The following is a 16,751-nucleotide window of genomic DNA, read 5'->3' on the forward strand; positions in this document are numbered from 1 at the left end:
AATGCACAAAAAAAAGACTTGTTTCCAAGTCTTTTTAAGAAATTTTCATTGCATATGAGAATTTATCGAGCTGATCAATGCTTTTGTTAATGTTTCGTAATGAGTCGGTTGTTTCTCTGATATCATTTTCAAGTCGGAATAATAATTGCTTTACTTCTTCTAATTTGTTTTCCACCGTTTCCACACTCCTTTTTTTGAAAGATCAATGAATTGTGTATGGTGAACGAGTCCTAGGTATTTGATCTGTTACTAATAGTGTAAACGTTTTTGCGGGATTTTTCACCGAAAAGTATGTGTAAAAGTATCTGCGTGACACCGCAAACCGGGGTAATCCCATAGTCCCGAATGGAGCATTTAGCGAACAGGACTATATAACTACCAGAAAGGCAGACGTTTAGGATGAAGCAGACCAATCTGGCGGTTCTGCTGTTTTTTTAACGGTTTTCCGACAAACCGGCAAGGACTATAGTCCCTGCCGTCGCAATTTCAAAACAGAATGGGCGAACAGCGTCGCATAACCACCGACAAACACCGAAAAGACCGCAACCCCCGCATTGTGGTCTTTTTGCATGTCATAACTCGTTATCACGCCGCCTATACTCATGTATAACCAATGTTTTCTCAGGAAGGAGGCCGCCGTATGCATTATGTGTATCCATGCTGTCCTGTTTTCGCCGCGCCATATCGGCATCCTGCGCCCAGTGCCCCGGTTCACGCAGATATTTTGACAGCGTCCGCAAAAGAGGCTGCGGGCATGCTGGAGGATGCGCGCCTGCTCCTTGCGCGGCTGTCGGCGTCAAAAGAGCTTGCGCGCCGCATCCTCACCGCAGCGCAATCATCTGACACCGCAGCGGTCAAGCGGCTCATTAAGCAGACCGGCATCAAAAATGACTTTGACGTGACGTATAATCCCGACGGCATCCGTGTCAGTCTGGTCAGAGAGCAAAGCCGGTTTATCATCGCCCTCAGGTGGTCGGCTTAAAGCGGCTCAATCCACGATCAGCTGCCGGCACCATTCGATCGCCTGTAGGTAACATTCATACGCTTCTTCTTTGTTCAGTTCTTTTCCCCACTCGTCACAGTCCCAGTTGTTGCATTCAATGGCTTTGACGAGCGCGAGCATCTTATAATAATCGTTTTCATAACCGAGCAGCGCCTGTCCGACTTCATCGATTAAAGGCAGTTCTTTGATGATATCCTCCAGCTCCCTGTGGAGAAGCGTATCGATGAGCGAAAACATGCCGATCAGCATGTAAGAAGAGGGCTGGGGCCTTCCGGTTCTTTTCGCCAGCAGTTCGCACAGTTTGGCCCTGATTAAGGAAATCTTAATGATTTCTTTTTGGCTTGAGTGGCTTTTCGCCGTTAAATCTCTGAATGAAAGAATGTAAATCAAGCGCTTAATCTCATTCAGCCCGAGCATCATGATGGCCTGCTGGATGCTGTCTATCTTTTTTTTCAGCCTTGTTTGCGATCCGTTTAAAAAACGCAGAATCTGATACGATAAGCTGACGTCCCGCTCTATGTATTCCGTCACGCGCTGTATATTGGGCTGGTCATTGTTTAATTCGCTTAAAAGCTGGTAGTAAGAATGAAAATGAAACGTCAGATCATTTCCGCTGATGACACGCGGTTCACTGAAAAAATATCCTTGAAACAGGTGAAAGCCGTCTATGGCCGCCTGTTTATAATCTTTTCTCGTCTCCACTTTCTCCGCTAAATAAATCAGACTTTTACAGCTGTACGTCTGAATGATTTTTTTGCGCTCCAGACGCGAGGATTGCAAAAAGTCGATTTTTAAAATATCAATATATTTCATCAGCTGTTCCACTAACTCTTCATTTTCCGGATTGATGGCGTAAAAATCATCAAGTGCTAATGTATATCCTAATTTCTTCAGCTGTCTGCATCTTGAGATGAGTGCCGGAGTGATCGGTATGTCCTCAAGAATTTCGATAATAAGCTGGTCAGGATCAAAGGAGGTAGGGAGATCTGAAAACATCAGGCTTTCTGTAAAATTCACAAAGCAGCGTTTCCCCTCAGTCAGCTTTTCGATTCCGATGTTGATAAAGCTGTTAATAATGAGATCCGTCGTAGCTTTATCTCCGTCAGCGGCCGAATAACGGTTCTCTTCGCTCTCCCGGTAAAGAAGTTCATAAGCAACAACCTGTTCGTTTCTGTTGAAGATAGGCTGTCTCGCAACAAACACCTTCATTCATTTACCCCCTTAGATGCGGCCTTCGAACATAAGTATATCAAATAACTTGACGAAATTTGTCTAAATGTGAAAAATATTATCACAACAAAAAGGCCTTTCCAGAGAAAGGAAAGGCCGCTTTGTCTTCTATTCAAGTTCCCGTTTCAGCTCGCTTTTGATTTCATGAATCCGCTGCATCTTGTTGCTCCAGCAGTCTTCGCTTAAATCGACCGGATATTCTTCCGGCTTGCTGATCCGTTTGTATTCCTCCCACAGAAGTTTGAGGTTATCCTGCACGTATTGCTGGATGTCGGTAATCTCGGGATTATCATAGCATAAAACGCCGTTTTCAAAGATCGGCTCATGCAAGTCTTTCGCATAGAAATCAGTGACGAATTTGCTGACGAACGTGTGGACGGGATGGAACATTTTTAAGCGTTTCTGATCATTTACCCGCTCGTCATAAAGCGCGATATAATCACCTTCCGAGTGATGATTCAGCTTGTTGATAATCCGGTATACTCTCTTTCTTCCCGGCGTTGTCACTTTTTCAGGGTTTGACGAAATTTTAATGGTGTCGGTCAGTTTGCCGTCCTCTTCAATGGCGACAAGCTTGTAAACCGCGCCGAGAGCCGGCTGATCGTATGCGGTAATCAGCTTCGTGCCGATGCCCCACGTATCGATTTTCGCTCCTTGCGATTTCAGATTTAATATCGTGTGCTCATCAAGATCGCTTGAAGCAATGACCTTTGCGTCTGTGAAACCCGCTTCATCAAGCATTTCACGCGCTTTTTTTGACAGGTACGCCAAGTCCCCGCTGTCCAGGCGGATGCCGATGAAGTTGATCCGATCGCCGAATTCCTTTGCGACTTTAATCGCATTCGGCATGCCTGAACGGATCGTATCGTACGTATCGACGAGAAACACGCAGTCTTTGTGGGTCTCCGCATATTTCTTAAAAGCCGTATATTCATCGCGGTACGCTTGTACGAGCGCATGAGCGTGCGTGCCGGATACGGGTATATTAAAACGCTTTCCGGCTCTTACATTACTCGTCGCGCTGAAGCCGCCGATCAGAGCCGCTCTCGCTCCCCACATAGCCGCATCCATTTCATGGGCGCGCCGCGTTCCGAATTCGAGGGCGTCTTCGTCACCGACAACGCCTTTAATGCGGGCCGCTTTCGTGGCGATTAATGTTTGGTAATTCACAATGTTAAGCAGAGCCGTCTCAATCAGCTGGGCTTCGATCAGGGGCGCTTCGACCCGCATAATCGGTTCGTTGTTAAAAACGAGCTCGCCTTCTTTCATGCTGTAAAGAGATCCGGTAAAAGAAAGATCCCGTAAATAATCAATGAAATCATCAGCATAGTGCAATTCCGTTTTTAAATAATTCAGATCGCTGTCGGTAAATTTGAAGTTCTCCAAGTATTCGATTGCTTTTTCTAAGCCCGCAAATACCGCATAGCCGTTTTCAAAGGGAAGCTTTCTGAAAAAAAGCTCAAAAATCGCTTTTTTCTCATGAATGCCGTCTCTCCAGTACGTTTCGGCCATATTAATTTGATAAAGATCTGTATGTAAAGACAAACTGTCGTCTTTAAAACCATGCTCCACCAAAATTATTTTCCCCTTCCTTACTCTGCCACTTGCGCTCCGATGCTGTTCTTAAAATGGGACAGGGCCCATTCATGCCCTTCCGGATTAAAGCTGGCCACAGCGTTTTGATGAATGACGATCTGAAAGCCCTTGTTGTAGGCGTCAACCGCCGTGTGAAGCACGCAGATGTCCGTGCACAGGCCCGCAAGATGCAGCTCAGTGATCTGCCGTTCCCGCAGTTTCAGCTCTAAATCCGTTCCCGCAAAAGCAGAATATCTCGTTTTTTCCATATAATTTACGTTTTTTGCGTGTTTATGTTTCTCATAAAGAGGCGATAGCCTTCCGTACAGCTCTTTGCCCTCCGTGCCGTTGATATTATGCGGAGGAAACAGGCGTGTCTCGGGATGAAAGTCATCGTCTGCATCATGCGAATCTACCGCAAAGACAACGTAATCACCGTTTTCTATAAATGCTTGCGTCAAACTGACAATCGTATCTTCAATCTGTCTCGCGGGTTCTCCGCAGGTTAATGCCCCGTTCTCAGCTGCAAAATCATTCGTATAATCAATGCATATAAATGCTTTTTTCATAGCCGGCCTCCCCGCCATTCATATGAAAACCATTATATCCTATCTCCACTTGTAAGTGAATTGGCATTGTAAAATGACAAACGGTGTTTTGCCCTTTTAAGATTTCAGGAGTGAGCGCTGAAAAATGTCATCCTGTACGTAAATGCCGTCAAAGTTCACGGCATAATCGGCGGCATAAACCAGGCCGAGCGGCGTTTCGAATTGAAGGTCCGAAATGACGGAGCTTCGGACACCGGCAAGTGCGGCAAGCTTCATATATGGTGAATAAGCATGATACGGTAGCCTTCCGTTTATATAGAGCACCGCGTCTTTTCGGCTTTTCAGCGCCTGTTTCACTTCTTCATACGGCTGCTTTTGCAGCACCTGCCCCTTCGTCAGGGCAATGATGACTCTTTCACGGAGCGAGCCTAAAAATAAATGGCGTTCATCCGGTTTCGTCTGCAGAGGGCCGTACATCCCCTGCTGTAAATAAAGGTCAACCGTTTTGTCGCTCATCGGCCTGTCCCTCCTCAGCTTGTTTTACAATTATCTCCCCGGACGGGACGCGGTAAACCGCTTCGTTACATTTCAGCCACCCAATGGGAGATCTTGCCGGCGAGCTCTCCCGCGGGCTCTTCTTCAATCAGCTTGCTGAACGATTGTAAAAGCCGCTGCGCCAGCGCCTTTTTCTCTTCCTCATAGGAAATGATCGTGCTCCACTCAAGTTCCGGAACCGCTACAAGGGTATGCTGTTCTTTTTTATTTTCATGCAGATATACATCACCGATCATTCCGGACTGCACGGTAATATTCGCTTTTCTGATTTTCATAAAAATTCCCCTTTTATAAAGACTGATTCTATTATACTACAAAAAAGCGACAGCCTCCTAAAAGGAGGCTGTCACGCGTTAAACCAATCAGGTTCGTCAAACACATCGATGTCTTCAAAGCGCGTTTTGCTGAATTTATTAGTAACTTTGACAAAATCTCCGGAATGAAACGCCCCTGCCCCCGCGCCTGAGTGGTCAACGGCTTTGGGAGAAATGGCAAACACGTCACCGAAGCTCGCCGCAGCGTCTCCGGCTAAACTCATAATATAAATCGGTCCCACAATTGCAGGCATACCCACACCTCCGCTTTTATTTACAGCATTTTATGCGCTGCATCGGGAGTGGTGCCCGTTTTTATTTCGGCTTGCGGCTGTCTTCAAGCTTTGACCGCTGACGAAGTTTGATAAGCCGGACGATATTTAAGACGAAAGCTTTTAAAACCGCGTAAACCGGCACGGCCAGAATCATTGCGAGAATGCCGCCGAAACTGCCCGCTCCGATAAGCAGAAGAATAATGGTGAGCGGGTGGGTATTCAGCCGTTTCCCAATCACAAGCGGAGAAAGCAGGTTCCCGTCAAGCTGCTGGACGACAACGACAACAATAACGGCAAACAGCGCCTTAGCCGGCGAATCCATAAACGCGATAATCACCGCGGGCGCCGCTCCGAGAAACGGCCCCAGGTACGGAATGATATTGGTGACGGCGATCACCATCCCGAGAATTAACGCATACTGCAGGCCGATGATCCAATATCCGATAAAGCATGCCGTTCCGACAAAGAGACAAATCAGCAGCTGGCCTTGGAAATAGGCGGCCAATGTGACATATAAGTCATTAAATATTTTCCGACCTTCCGCCCGGTAGGAAGAAGGCAGGATTTTGACCGCCAAGAGCGGAAACCGCCGGCCGTCCTTCAGCATATAAAACAAAATGAACGGAACGGTGATCACGACAAGCGTGATATTCGTAACGACGCCGAACACGGCCGACAGGCTTGCCGTAATATTTTGCGGAAGGCTTTGTAAAAATCCCGTCAGAGACTGCTGGATTTTTTCTATCGACACATAATCCTGCGTCATCATCCACGTAAACCATTTGGAATGGGATAATTGCGCCGTCAAGACTTGAATCTGATGAATGTAATCAGGGAAATTGTTAATCAGCCCCGTGACCTGGGAAGCCACAATCGGTCCGATGGCGGTGAACATAAAGGCAATCAGGCCGATGAAAACGAGATAAATGAGCAGGATCGCCAATGTCCGGGGGATTTTTTTCTCAAGCAGGCGCACGATCGGATTAAAAATGAAAAACAAAATGCCCGAGATCAAAATCGGAAAAAACAGAGTGGTGATAAAACCGAAAAACGGCTGAAAAATAAACGAGACTTTCGTTGATACGTAAATAATGAGCAAAACGAGCAAAATTTGCAGCGTCCAAAAATGGACCTTTGATTTCAACAAGCGGTTTCCTCCTATTGTCATGTGAACTTGTACTGTGATTGTACCAAAAAAAGCCGCCGTGCATCTATGTATCTCAAAAAGAAGACGCACCGGGGTTCTATAGAGCCGCCTCCGGTTTGCGCCTTATTCGGGCTGTTACACGCGTTCGGTATAATCAGGCATGACGGAAACTACATGACGGTTTCTGATATAAAATACACGGTCCTGCGTTTCTTCAATGGCGATGTGATCTGGAGTGGCATCAATCAGCCGTCCTCTGATAATGCGTCTGACGGTTTGAATGATAAACCTTGAGCCGATAAGCTTATGGATGGTCTGATAAACGTAAGGATCCACTAACGAGACGATTTGCGGGCTTCCTTGATGGGCCATTTTCGCTGATCCCCTTTACTATGTTTTCCTTCAGCATATGCAGCGGACAAAGGCTTTGACACAGTACGTCTATCGGAGCGGAAAAGGTGTTAGTGAGCATGCGGAGTTATGTAAAGCGGAAAAGGCCGCATGGGTGGCCTAGACTGAGCTTCTTATGGGATATTGGGCTTGGTCAATTAACTGATCAAGCTTTTGGATTTGTTTGAGCGCGGCCGTGTGATCCATTTGGCGGTAATGGTGATGTCCGCCGGGTTCTTCATCGAGTTCATCCGCTTGTTTCACGATTTGCTGGAGCGTATTCTTGTCCAGTTCGCCTTCAGGCAGATAGGAATCGGTGTGAAGCAGAATCGCCAGCGCAATGTCCTTCGCCGCTTTCGGTTCTTCACCGAGCCGGATGAGCAGCTTATGCGCCCGTTCCGCGCCTTTAATGGCATGGATATCGTTTCTTCTGTACTTTTCATAATCCCATTTGCCGTCTGTGTACCATTCATAATGGCCGACGTCATGCAGTAAAGCCGCTTTCGCCGCAAGATCCGGGCTGACACCTGCTTTTACGGCAAGACGGTATGCATGAAACGCGCAGGCAATCGCATGGGCGACACCGGAACGCTGTAAATACTTTTGTGCGATTGGATGGGTGAAGACATCCATTAACGTTACATTTCTCATGGAAACCCCTCCTTATTTATATTTTTAGAATCCTAACATAAATCGAGAAGAAACTCAATTCATCTGATACATTTCTTATACCCCTTATACGTTGTTTCATTCATCATATGCCGCCGGACCCCGAAGTGATTGTACAAACAAAAAAGAGCAGCGTGAACGCTGCTCTACAAAAATTCTTTGATATCGTATATCCGTCCGTTTTCCGGCTCGCCCGCGATCAGTGAGTGAATGATGCCGGCGATGTATTCAGGACTTCTGAGGTTTTTCGTTTCTTTCAGATTGCGGAACCGTTCGATGTCATGGAAATCTTCTTTTGACGAAGAACGGATGACAGCCTGCATGTCTGTATCCATCACTCCCGGCGAGAATGAGATCATGCGGACCGGCAGTTCTTCATCTTCCTGTTCAAACCCGAATGTTCTCGTAAACATATCAAGCCCCGCTTTTGAGCTGCAATACGCGCTCCAGCCTTTATAAGGATTTTTCGCTGCGCCCGATGTGATGTTGACAATTGTTTTACTGCCGCTGAACGCTTCGAAACGCTTTGTGAACATTTGGCTGAGCAAAACGGGCGCCGTCAGATTAAGGGTGTAATGACGGTTCAATTCTTCACCGGAAGCCTCTTTCGCCCGCTTGATCGGTTCAACCATTCCGGCATTGTTGATCAGTGTGACGGCGGAGTACCCCTTCTCCTCTGCTTGATCAAGAATCGCCTTCATCTGCCGCCCGGTATCTGCCAGATCGGTTAAGTCAACACTGTATTCTGTCAGCCCCTCGCGCTTTTCCCCGCTTATCGTTCTTGAAAGCGCGGCGACTTCGGCTCCTTCTTGAAGCGCCTGTTCTGTAAGCGCCCGGCCCAAGCCTTTTGACGCGCCTGTTATAAGAAAAAACTGCATGAAACTCCTCCTTTTTTTCTTATTTTACGGGCTGTCTTCCCGCAAACACAAGCGATTCGTTTACCGCTTTGCCTTTTCCTGCGCCGTGACTTTCGGGATCAGATAGATCATCGCCGCAATCCCGAGGAGGATCAAGACGGCATAAATGACAGGCAGCAGATAAGAAGTCTTTTTCTCTTCCGTTTCCATATCTGCCGAGGTACGCCGCACCGCAGGCTCGGCAAATGTGATACCCAGTTTTTTCGATTGCGCTTTGATCGTATTCGGCTCCGTGTCTGACGATGTAAACAACTTTGATATCAGTTTGTCATCCGGGTTTTCGGCCGGCTGATCAAACGTGATATCCTTCTGTTCTTTCGGAAGCGCCGTTTTTTCCTCGGAGTAGGCATCGTCGTGCAGGTAATCCGTACGAATTTCAATGTCTTTCTTTTCATATTCATTCGGCTTGACATCAGTATTTTCCTCATTCGCGGCTGAGGCTTGGGGAAGGAAAAGGAAAAAGGAGAGAGCAAACAGCAGCAATCCTTTTTCCATGAACGTGTTACGCCTCATAAGACTGATCACTTTCCTCCGTTTTTTCCGCAAACAGCCGAATGACGAGCGGAAGCGCCGCCGCAATCAGCGTAATGATCGCAAGAACCGTTACCCCCATCGCAAACAGATGGCCCGTTCCGTATTGAATATCGATATAGACTTTCGAAACCGGACTGTCAAAGGTGAAGTTCGGCATAATCAGGTCGATCAAAGGCGCCACATAAAAGAGAATGAGCGCGGATGATGCAATCCATCCGGTGATTGAGCTGAAGACAAAGGCTGCCCGGATAAAAGCTGAACTCGCCGCAAGCAAGAGAATAGTAAAGACTGACCATTTAATCGTCTGATCGTCCGGAAGCGAGTAGATATTCAGACCGAACAGACTGATCATCAATCCGACCATAATGTTTAAAATCCCAAAGAGCGCGCCTTTGACAAGAAGCGGCGCCTGCTGATAATACGAGCTGAAATAGCCGATCAGAAGACTGCTGATCAGAACGATTACCAAAATGACGACCGGCGGAACATTCTGAACCCGGTCTTCCGGCACCTCTCCGCTGATTTTAAGCGGGTTGGCGAGATAATCGTAAACGTAGCCGTTTTCCTGTCCGTCAACGAGCGCGTTCCCTAAAATGCCGTACACGTCATTTCTGATCAATTTCGTGGAATCGACGTTTTTGCCCCAGTTGCTGTTTAAGGTGTCCGCTTTTTGCTGGACGTCATTTACGCTTTGCTGCATATTGTCGGTATAGCTGATGATGCCGGACTGGCGTTCTGACAGATGGCCCATCGTGTCAGACATTTGCAGGACTTCGCGGCCGACGGTATCCTGAGCGCCGAGCGCCATCGTTCCGGTTAATCCGTCTCCGCTGAACGCGGCCGCTTCCTGCACAGCGCCTTCAGCCAGCTGATCGGATGCTTTCGCCGCGCTGTCTGAAATGCTGGCGAGCTCATCGAGCACTCCGGCTTGTTCATCTCTGATATAGGTACTGTAGTTATCCGAGAATTCGGTCATGCCTTTAATGAAATTGCTGATGTCTTCATCTGTCTGCATCTTGTTGTTTTTCAGGTTTTCCCAGCTTGCCGTTTCCACCGGTTTGATGGCGAGAACGGTTTGAACTTCGCCTTGCTGGGCTTTCAGCACCCTGTTTTTCACATCAGGCAGCGGGCCCGCGTCAAGAGAGTGATAAAGTGTCGCCTCATACAGGGATAAATCATTATAGTAACTCATTAAATCGGATATTTCTTTTGTATTGATGTCAGCGGCAAATATCTGTTCAAGAGCAGATTTGCGGCCGCCATCCAATGACGGGTAGTTCAGAATGTTCTGTTCTGTTCTTACAATCATTCTGTAAATGGTATTGAAGTCTTGTTTTCTCTTTTCTTCCAATTCCTCTAGCTTTTTCTTTGCACGTTTTTTGACGTCATCAATCTGGTCTTGAAGGCCTTGGATTTCTTCATCAAGAGCATTGAGACGTTTTTTCAGTTCTTCATTATGAGTCTGCTGTTTCTCTTCCAGCTCTTTTTCAATTTGCTGAATGCGCTCTGCGGCTTGGTTCAGCCTTTCTTTCGCCTCAGATATGTCCGTGCCGCCGTCCCCTTCAGAATCGTTTGGATCGTCCGCCGGCTCATCAGCAGGCGGAGTGACGTTTTTAGCGGCAGTGGCGGTCTGGACGGTTTTTGGCTCCTGATCGCTTGTGTTATCGGAAGCAGGCTGCTCTTCTTTTGTGCCGTCTTCCGTTTTTCCGTCTTCTTCGGGATTCGTTCCGTTATTCGGATCGGTATCGCCGGAGTTTTCACCGTCATCGCCTTGGCCCGGGTTTTCAGGGGCCGGATTTTCTTTTTCCGGTTCTTTTAATCCGTCAGAAATGTGATTGATTTCAGCGGAGATGCGCTTTAATTCGTCACGCTGATCGTCAAGGTCAATTTTCAGATCGCCGGGTTTTTCTTCTTCCGGTTTTTCTTCTTCTTTCGGTTCATCCGAGCCGTCATCCCCCGGGTCCTTTTCCGGAACGGTTAATGCCTGCCGATCCCTTTTCATAAGGGTTTGGATACTGTTCAGTGTTTCAAATCTTGCTTGAGCTTTATATTGAGTCAAAAAATTGTTCAGTAAATTGGATTGAATATCTGCCATCCCGTGTTCCTGCTCAGGAACCTGCGCTTCTCTCACCTGTTGGGCGGCAAGAAGAGCCGATCCTGTCTGGTCAAGCTGTGTCTGCGCCCGGTTTATGTCTGAAGACAGCCCGCTCATCATCGTGCTGAACTGGTTGGCGGCCTGCTGTGCTTTAATGGCATTCAGTCCGGTTGTGATTTGCTTTTGATTTTGTTCCTGCGCGGCCATCAGCAGTTTTTTCTGATTTTCTTGATATTGTTTATAGCGCTCGACCGTATCGGCAAAGTCTTTGAGCGTAGTTTTGGCTTCATCTGCCGAGGTCATTTTTTCTTTTGCCGCGCCCTGCGCTTCATTCATTGATTTTTTCAGTTCGTCAATCAGGTCTTTTTGCCGCTTGATTTCACCTGCCAAGTCATTGGAGCTCGGCTTGTAAAAGTTGTACATGACGTTTTGAAACTCTGATTCTTTATTGATGATCTTGTCAAAATCGCCTCGGACATTGTTCACTTTTTGTGAGACGAAATTCCAATATAATGCCGACATTTTTTTATTCATTGATTTTTGGGCGTCTTCTAGCTCACGCTGCACCTTTTCTTTGTTGACGGCGTTCAGGTTGCTTTGAATATTGAATGTCAGCGTGGCTTTTTGCGGACGCTCCTTGTCATAGCTTAAGATATCTTTTGAAAAATCGGATGGAATGTAAACGACGGCGTCATACTTCTTAGCCGCCAGACCGTTTTCAGCCGCGCTCCTGTTGACAACCGTCCATGAATAATCCGGACGGCCGCCGAGAGCGGCCGCTACTTCTTTGCCGAAATGGACGGATTCCTCTTCCTCATTTTCATCTGTTTGTAAGCCCATGTCTTCATTCACGACTGCGATTTGGCGGGTGGCGTTGATTTTTTGTTTTCCCGGGTCATCGCCGATAAACCGGAAAAACAGCACCGGCAGCAGCAGAATGATGACGACCGCGGCTATTAATTTGATCAGGCTTTTTCGTTGTTCAGTCATCTGACGGCCTCCCTTTCCGCTGAACATAAAGGTATTTGGATTTTTTGCTCCTTCCCGTTTTCAACCAAATAGCCGAAGCCCGGCTGAATGTCCGGTTCCTGCCTTTGATAAGGCAGCGGGATGACATTTTGTTCGGATTTTTTCACAAGCAGCATCGCGTGGCGGATCTGTTTCATTTCCGTCGTTAAGGAATCATAGCCTTTTGAGAATTCGCTGTGATTGCCCGCCGGGATAAAACTGAAGCCCACATGCGCGTACGATTTCATAAACATCGCCAGCTTGTCCTGAATGGCGGTGTCGATCGTCTGCTGGAATCTTGTAATGCCGTCGGCCATTAACACGACCGGAGAGAAACTGAGTTTGTGCACATCGCCATTTTTGACGGCCTGCGCATACTGAGCTTCGCGCTCCGTGAAAATGGCTTCTGCCGTTTCGATCCACTGCTGGACGTCTTCTTTTGTATCCAGATAGCTGACCTTTGTTTCCTGCGCATACTGCGACAGTCCGCGGTCAATCGAGTCAAACAGCCCGACCCGTTCCGTACCTTCACGCAGCAGGTGATTCAGCATCACTTTCAGGATGTTTGTTTTTCCACGCTGTGTCTGGCCCAAAATAAGGCAATGCTTATTTTTGCCCAGATCAAAGTACACAGGGCTGACCTTTTCCTCATGAAGCCCGACAGGAATGCGGAACGGTTCTTGATCCGGGCCGAGACGGAGTGAAAATTCGCCGGCCGTCAGCCTATCCGGAAGCATCGGAATCGGGTCTGGGCCGGCTGTTCCGGCGTGGCGCTCAGCTAAAGCTTTGACATCATCTTTCAGCGCCTGGAACATCTCGAGGTCATTTTCCGCTTCAGCCGGAAGAAACATTTGCGCGAAATACAGTTCTTCTTTTTGGATCATGACGCGGCCCGGGATCGGTTCGAGACTGAACGGCGGACGCCCGTAAATGGAGTATCCTTCTGACTGATCCATTAAATAATGGACGACTTTCGTTTTTATGTTGTTTAACAGCGACTGGCGGACGGCGTTTACCCTCGTTGCGGTCAGCAGGAAGTAAATGCCTAAGCTTTGCCCGTCGCGTGAAATCTGGATAAATTCCGTTTCTAATTCATGCATTTCATCTTTTACGATGTCGAAATTGTCAATTGTGATAAATATAAACGGCAGCTCTTCTTCACTGAGCGAATTATACATTTTGATATGGCTGACTTCTTTTTCTCTGAACAGCCGTTTCCGCCGCTCGATTTCTTCCTTGATGCGGATCATGAATTTTTCGATCTTTCTCATTTGATCCATTAAGAAATAGTCTGCGGTGTGCGGAAGCTTTGCCAATGGCAAAAGCGTGCCGTTTCCGAAATCAAAGATGTACATATGAAGCTCTTCCGGTGTGTATCCTTCCGCGAAGTTCATCAAGAAGGTGATGGCAGCCACTGACTTGCCGTAGCCGGATGAGCCGAAAATGCCGATGTTGCCGTCATCCATCATCGTATAAGCGAGAGGCGCCTGTCTTTGCTGATCAGGCTCATCAACGCAGGCGATGAAGAAGCGGTCTTTTTCCTGCGCAGGGTAAAGCGTGCGCGGGATACGTTCGGCAAGCGGCGGAAGCCACGGGCTCGGCAGCTTTTCAATGCCCATTTCATTTTGAATCCGCTCGATTTCTTCGACTACGGCTTCTATTTCTGCCGGGGCGTCTTTTTTCGCCGCATCATCCGCGTCCACCTCAGACAGCGGAATTAAGCCGGTGTCGGTAACGATGGCAATGTCATCCTCGGTGCCGTATACATCTTCCATGTAAGGGGCGCCGCTCCAGGCAGACTGGAACTGCTCATACACTTCGTTATTTCCGACTTGCAAGTAGCCGCGTCCGGTGACCGTAATATTCGCCGCATCACTGTTTTTCAGGATTTCTTTACTGTCACTTGCATCCTGCACTTTCAGCGCGACCTTAAAGCGTGAGTTGCTCCATATTTGGTCGTCAATGATGCCGCCCGGCTTTTGCGTGGCGAGAATTAAATGCACACCAAGGCTCCGTCCGATGCGGGCCGCGCTGACAAGCTCCCTGATAAAGTCAGGCTCTTCGCTTTTCAGCTCGGCGAATTCATCTGAAATCAAAAACAGGTGCGGCATCGGAATATCCGTTTCTCCCTGTTTATACAGCTTTGTATAGTCATTGATGTGATTGACGCGATATTGATCGAACAGCCGCTGCCGTTTTTTCAGTTCGCTTTTAATGGATGCAAGCGCCCTGATACTGAAGTTTCTGCTTCCTTCAATATTCGTGATGGTCCCGAGAAGGTGCGGCATCTTGCGGAACGGCTGGGCCATTCCTCCGCCCTTATAGTCAATCAGCAAAAACGCCGCTTCATGCGGGTGGAAATGAACGGCCAATGACAGGATGTACGTTTGCAGAAATTCACTTTTCCCGGAGCCGGTCGTTCCCGCCAGCAATCCGTGCGGCCCGTGCGCTTTTTCATGCAGGTTTAAATAGACAATGTCGTCTTTTCCTTTATAGCCGATCGGAACAGCCAGCGATTTTGCAGACTCACTTGTCTCCCACTTCTGCCTGATGCCGATTTCTTTTACTTCCTTCGCATGAAACAGCTCCAGAAATGAGACCGTTTCAGGAATGGAATTCGTCATTCCGACCTGATGGTGCAATGTCCGAAGCGTCCGGGAAAACCGCTCGTTGTTTTTCCGTTCGTGCCTGTCCAGCTTAAACGGGATCTGCACCGCTTTTTTCTGCTGAATGAGAATGTCTCCCTCATCTTCATTAATGTAGCGGACGAGGGTGTGAATGTTTTCCGCCAGGCTTTCCTTCGTTTCCGCGGCGATGATTGCCGAGATGCCGAGATGCTCATGCCGGCCTTCGATGTATTCTAAAATGACGTGCTCTGCGATCAGCTGCTGATTTGTGATGACAAAGACAAAATGCGGCTGAAAGATCTTTTTTTCTTTATCTTCTTCCAAATCCCGCTCCCGCAGCAGCTCGTAAATGGACGATAACAATTGATCACGGGTCTGTTCATTGTAAATAAATCCTTTCGCATACATATGAGGCAGCTGAAATTGCGGCAGCCACTTCATCCATTCCCATTCCTTATATTCGTCCTCATGAAAGATAAAGACAAATCGCAGGTCATGGTAGCTGTTGAAGAACGCGAGCTGGCCGATCAGCTGGTGAATTTCATTTTTGACGATCTGAGGTTTCCCGACAAGCCCCATCGGCCCTTCTTGTAAATCAACGGTCACGGGCGCATGGCGGATATCTTTATACACACGCTGCATGTGCTGCGACTGCTCCATCAAGTCATCCACATCACGGTTCGCCAGGTCTCCGCCGCTCATTGAAATCTCGTAGCTTGCCGGGACCGTGCCCGTTCCGAGCCGAAGCATCAGAAAATCCCTGCTTTCCAGCGATTTCTCCCAAATGCGGCCGCTGATTTCAGAAGTTAAATATTTCATTTTTTCAAACGGGGGAAAATGATGCGTCAGCACTTGCAGCTGTTTTTCCGACAGCGTCTGAAGCTCTTTCCGTTTGCTTTCCAAATACTGCTTGTACACACGCTCCCGTTTTTCCTCCCGTTTTTTCCGCTGGTTTTTTTCACGGAAATACTGCACGGTTGACGTAATGAGAGTCATCATAAACATCGCCAAAGAGACAAGGATGAATATGCCCCTCGGCTGTATAATGGCGACAACCCCCATTACAATCAGCATGACCAAAGGAGGCAGAATGACGAGCCACAGCCCCCGGTTATTCTGTTCGCTTTCCTGCGAAGGAAAGCTGAATGAAACGCGGTCTTCTGGAAGATCGTAGACCATGCGCGGCGTTCTTCGATATTGCGGGTATTTCTTTTTCATTTCGGTGCTTGGTTTTACCGTTTTGGTTAAACCGGTTTGAAGCTTTTCGTGATGAACGACTTCTAAAAGGTCGTCCTCCGTCAGCCTCACACGCAGAAAATTCCACAGCAGCTCATCTCCCGTACGGAGACTTTCGGGAGCTTCTGCAAGCTTTCCGTTCACATAAACGTCCTGGCCATCAGGGACGACAGACCAGCATCCTCCCGACTTTCGCAGATAAAAAGCCCCTGTTTGAGCGGAGGACGGCTCTTTGTATATATCCGCTTCCTCTGTTTCCGATGAGAAAACGATCTCATCCTTCCCGCCGATAAAATAAACGGAGGATTCTTCTTTGTCAGGAGTGAGCAGAAGCCGCATCGTCTCTTCTTCAATCTGGCAGGGCATTTCATTTCCTATTGTCAATTCGCCGGCACAGTTATTTCCCAGGAAAACATCATAACGATCTGTTTCTTTTCGATAAAGGGTTGCGGCGTTTTGCCGTAACGGAAGTGTGCCGACCGTGATAGTATCTTTCATATCCGGACCGATCGTAATCGGCTGAGACGGCGGGAGTTCAGACAGCTGAATCTTTTGTACGTGCTCTCGGTAAAAGACCCATAACAGACTCATATGGCGAACCTCCTGACAGCCTGATCGTTACCTGCGG

The 16,751-nt window shown here is 47.8% G+C and carries 15 protein-coding genes; 1 reads left to right on the top strand and 14 read right to left on the bottom strand.

Annotated features, from left to right (window positions below; translation table 11 throughout):
• Positions 1-34: 34 nt before the first annotated feature.
• Positions 35-175, bottom strand: a complete 141-nt coding sequence (gene degQ / locus MY7_RS13320) for a degradation enzyme regulation protein DegQ (RefSeq protein WP_003152043.1) — start codon at positions 173-175, stop codon at positions 35-37.
• Between the two features lie 465 nt (positions 176-640).
• Between degQ and MY7_RS13330 the strand changes: the two genes are divergently transcribed.
• Positions 641-982, top strand: coding sequence for a hypothetical protein (locus tag MY7_RS13330; RefSeq protein ID WP_007613435.1), 342 nt, complete (start codon positions 641-643; stop codon positions 980-982).
• Between the two features lie 6 nt (positions 983-988).
• On the opposite strand, the gene MY7_RS13335 is transcribed toward MY7_RS13330, so the two are convergent.
• From MY7_RS13335 to essC, 13 genes are all read right to left on the bottom strand, one after another.
• Complete coding sequence (locus tag MY7_RS13335; RefSeq protein ID WP_007613436.1) at positions 989-2,212, bottom strand: EAL and HDOD domain-containing protein; 1,224 nt, start codon at positions 2,210-2,212, stop codon at positions 989-991.
• A gap of 129 nt (positions 2,213-2,341) precedes the next feature.
• A complete protein-coding gene (locus MY7_RS13340; protein WP_014418767.1) occupies positions 2,342-3,808 on the bottom strand; it encodes a nicotinate phosphoribosyltransferase in 1,467 nt (488 codons plus the stop codon).
• 17 nt (positions 3,809-3,825) lie between these two features.
• The gene (locus tag MY7_RS13345; protein ID WP_003152033.1) at positions 3,826-4,377 is read right to left on the bottom strand and encodes a cysteine hydrolase family protein; all 552 of its coding nucleotides are present in this window, start codon (positions 4,375-4,377) and stop codon (positions 3,826-3,828) included.
• A 96-nt stretch (positions 4,378-4,473) separates the two neighbouring features.
• Positions 4,474-4,872 (bottom strand): YueI family protein, encoded by a 399-nt coding sequence (locus MY7_RS13350; protein WP_007613438.1) that lies wholly within the window; start codon positions 4,870-4,872, stop codon positions 4,474-4,476.
• A gap of 65 nt (positions 4,873-4,937) precedes the next feature.
• Positions 4,938-5,186 carry a YueH family protein gene (locus tag MY7_RS13355; RefSeq protein WP_003152028.1) on the bottom strand — a complete coding sequence of 83 codons (249 nt, stop codon included), beginning with the start codon at positions 5,184-5,186 and terminating at the stop codon, positions 4,938-4,940.
• 71 nt (positions 5,187-5,257) lie between these two features.
• The gene (locus MY7_RS13360) at positions 5,258-5,479 is read right to left on the bottom strand and encodes a spore germination protein (protein WP_007408682.1); all 222 of its coding nucleotides are present in this window, start codon (positions 5,477-5,479) and stop codon (positions 5,258-5,260) included.
• A 61-nt stretch (positions 5,480-5,540) separates the two neighbouring features.
• Positions 5,541-6,647 (bottom strand): AI-2E family transporter, encoded by a 1,107-nt coding sequence (locus MY7_RS13365; protein WP_014418769.1) that lies wholly within the window; start codon positions 6,645-6,647, stop codon positions 5,541-5,543.
• Between the two features lie 135 nt (positions 6,648-6,782).
• On the bottom strand, positions 6,783-7,019 hold the full coding sequence (locus tag MY7_RS13370; protein WP_007613444.1) for a DUF2642 domain-containing protein: 237 nt from the start codon (positions 7,017-7,019) through the stop codon (positions 6,783-6,785).
• 138 nt (positions 7,020-7,157) lie between these two features.
• Positions 7,158-7,688 carry an HD domain-containing protein gene (locus MY7_RS13375; protein ID WP_007613450.1) on the bottom strand — a complete coding sequence of 177 codons (531 nt, stop codon included), beginning with the start codon at positions 7,686-7,688 and terminating at the stop codon, positions 7,158-7,160.
• Positions 7,689-7,852: 164 nt separating this feature from the next.
• Positions 7,853-8,584 carry a (S)-benzoin forming benzil reductase gene (locus MY7_RS13380; RefSeq protein WP_007613452.1) on the bottom strand — a complete coding sequence of 244 codons (732 nt, stop codon included), beginning with the start codon at positions 8,582-8,584 and terminating at the stop codon, positions 7,853-7,855.
• Between the two features lie 60 nt (positions 8,585-8,644).
• On the bottom strand, positions 8,645-9,118 hold the full coding sequence (gene essA, locus MY7_RS13385) for a type VII secretion protein EssA (protein WP_029326016.1): 474 nt from the start codon (positions 9,116-9,118) through the stop codon (positions 8,645-8,647).
• A 7-nt stretch (positions 9,119-9,125) separates the two neighbouring features.
• Positions 9,126-12,242 (bottom strand): type VII secretion protein EsaA, encoded by a 3,117-nt coding sequence (gene esaA / locus MY7_RS13390; protein WP_007613455.1) that lies wholly within the window; start codon positions 12,240-12,242, stop codon positions 9,126-9,128.
• On the bottom strand, positions 12,239-16,714 hold the full coding sequence (gene essC / locus MY7_RS13395) for a type VII secretion protein EssC (protein ID WP_007613456.1): 4,476 nt from the start codon (positions 16,712-16,714) through the stop codon (positions 12,239-12,241). The genes esaA and essC overlap by 4 nt, the downstream gene beginning before the upstream one ends.
• Positions 16,715-16,751: the final 37 nt, after the last annotated feature.

This window comes from Bacillus sp. 5B6, assembly GCF_000259405.1.
Classification (GTDB): Bacteria; Bacillota; Bacilli; order Bacillales; family Bacillaceae; genus Bacillus; species Bacillus velezensis.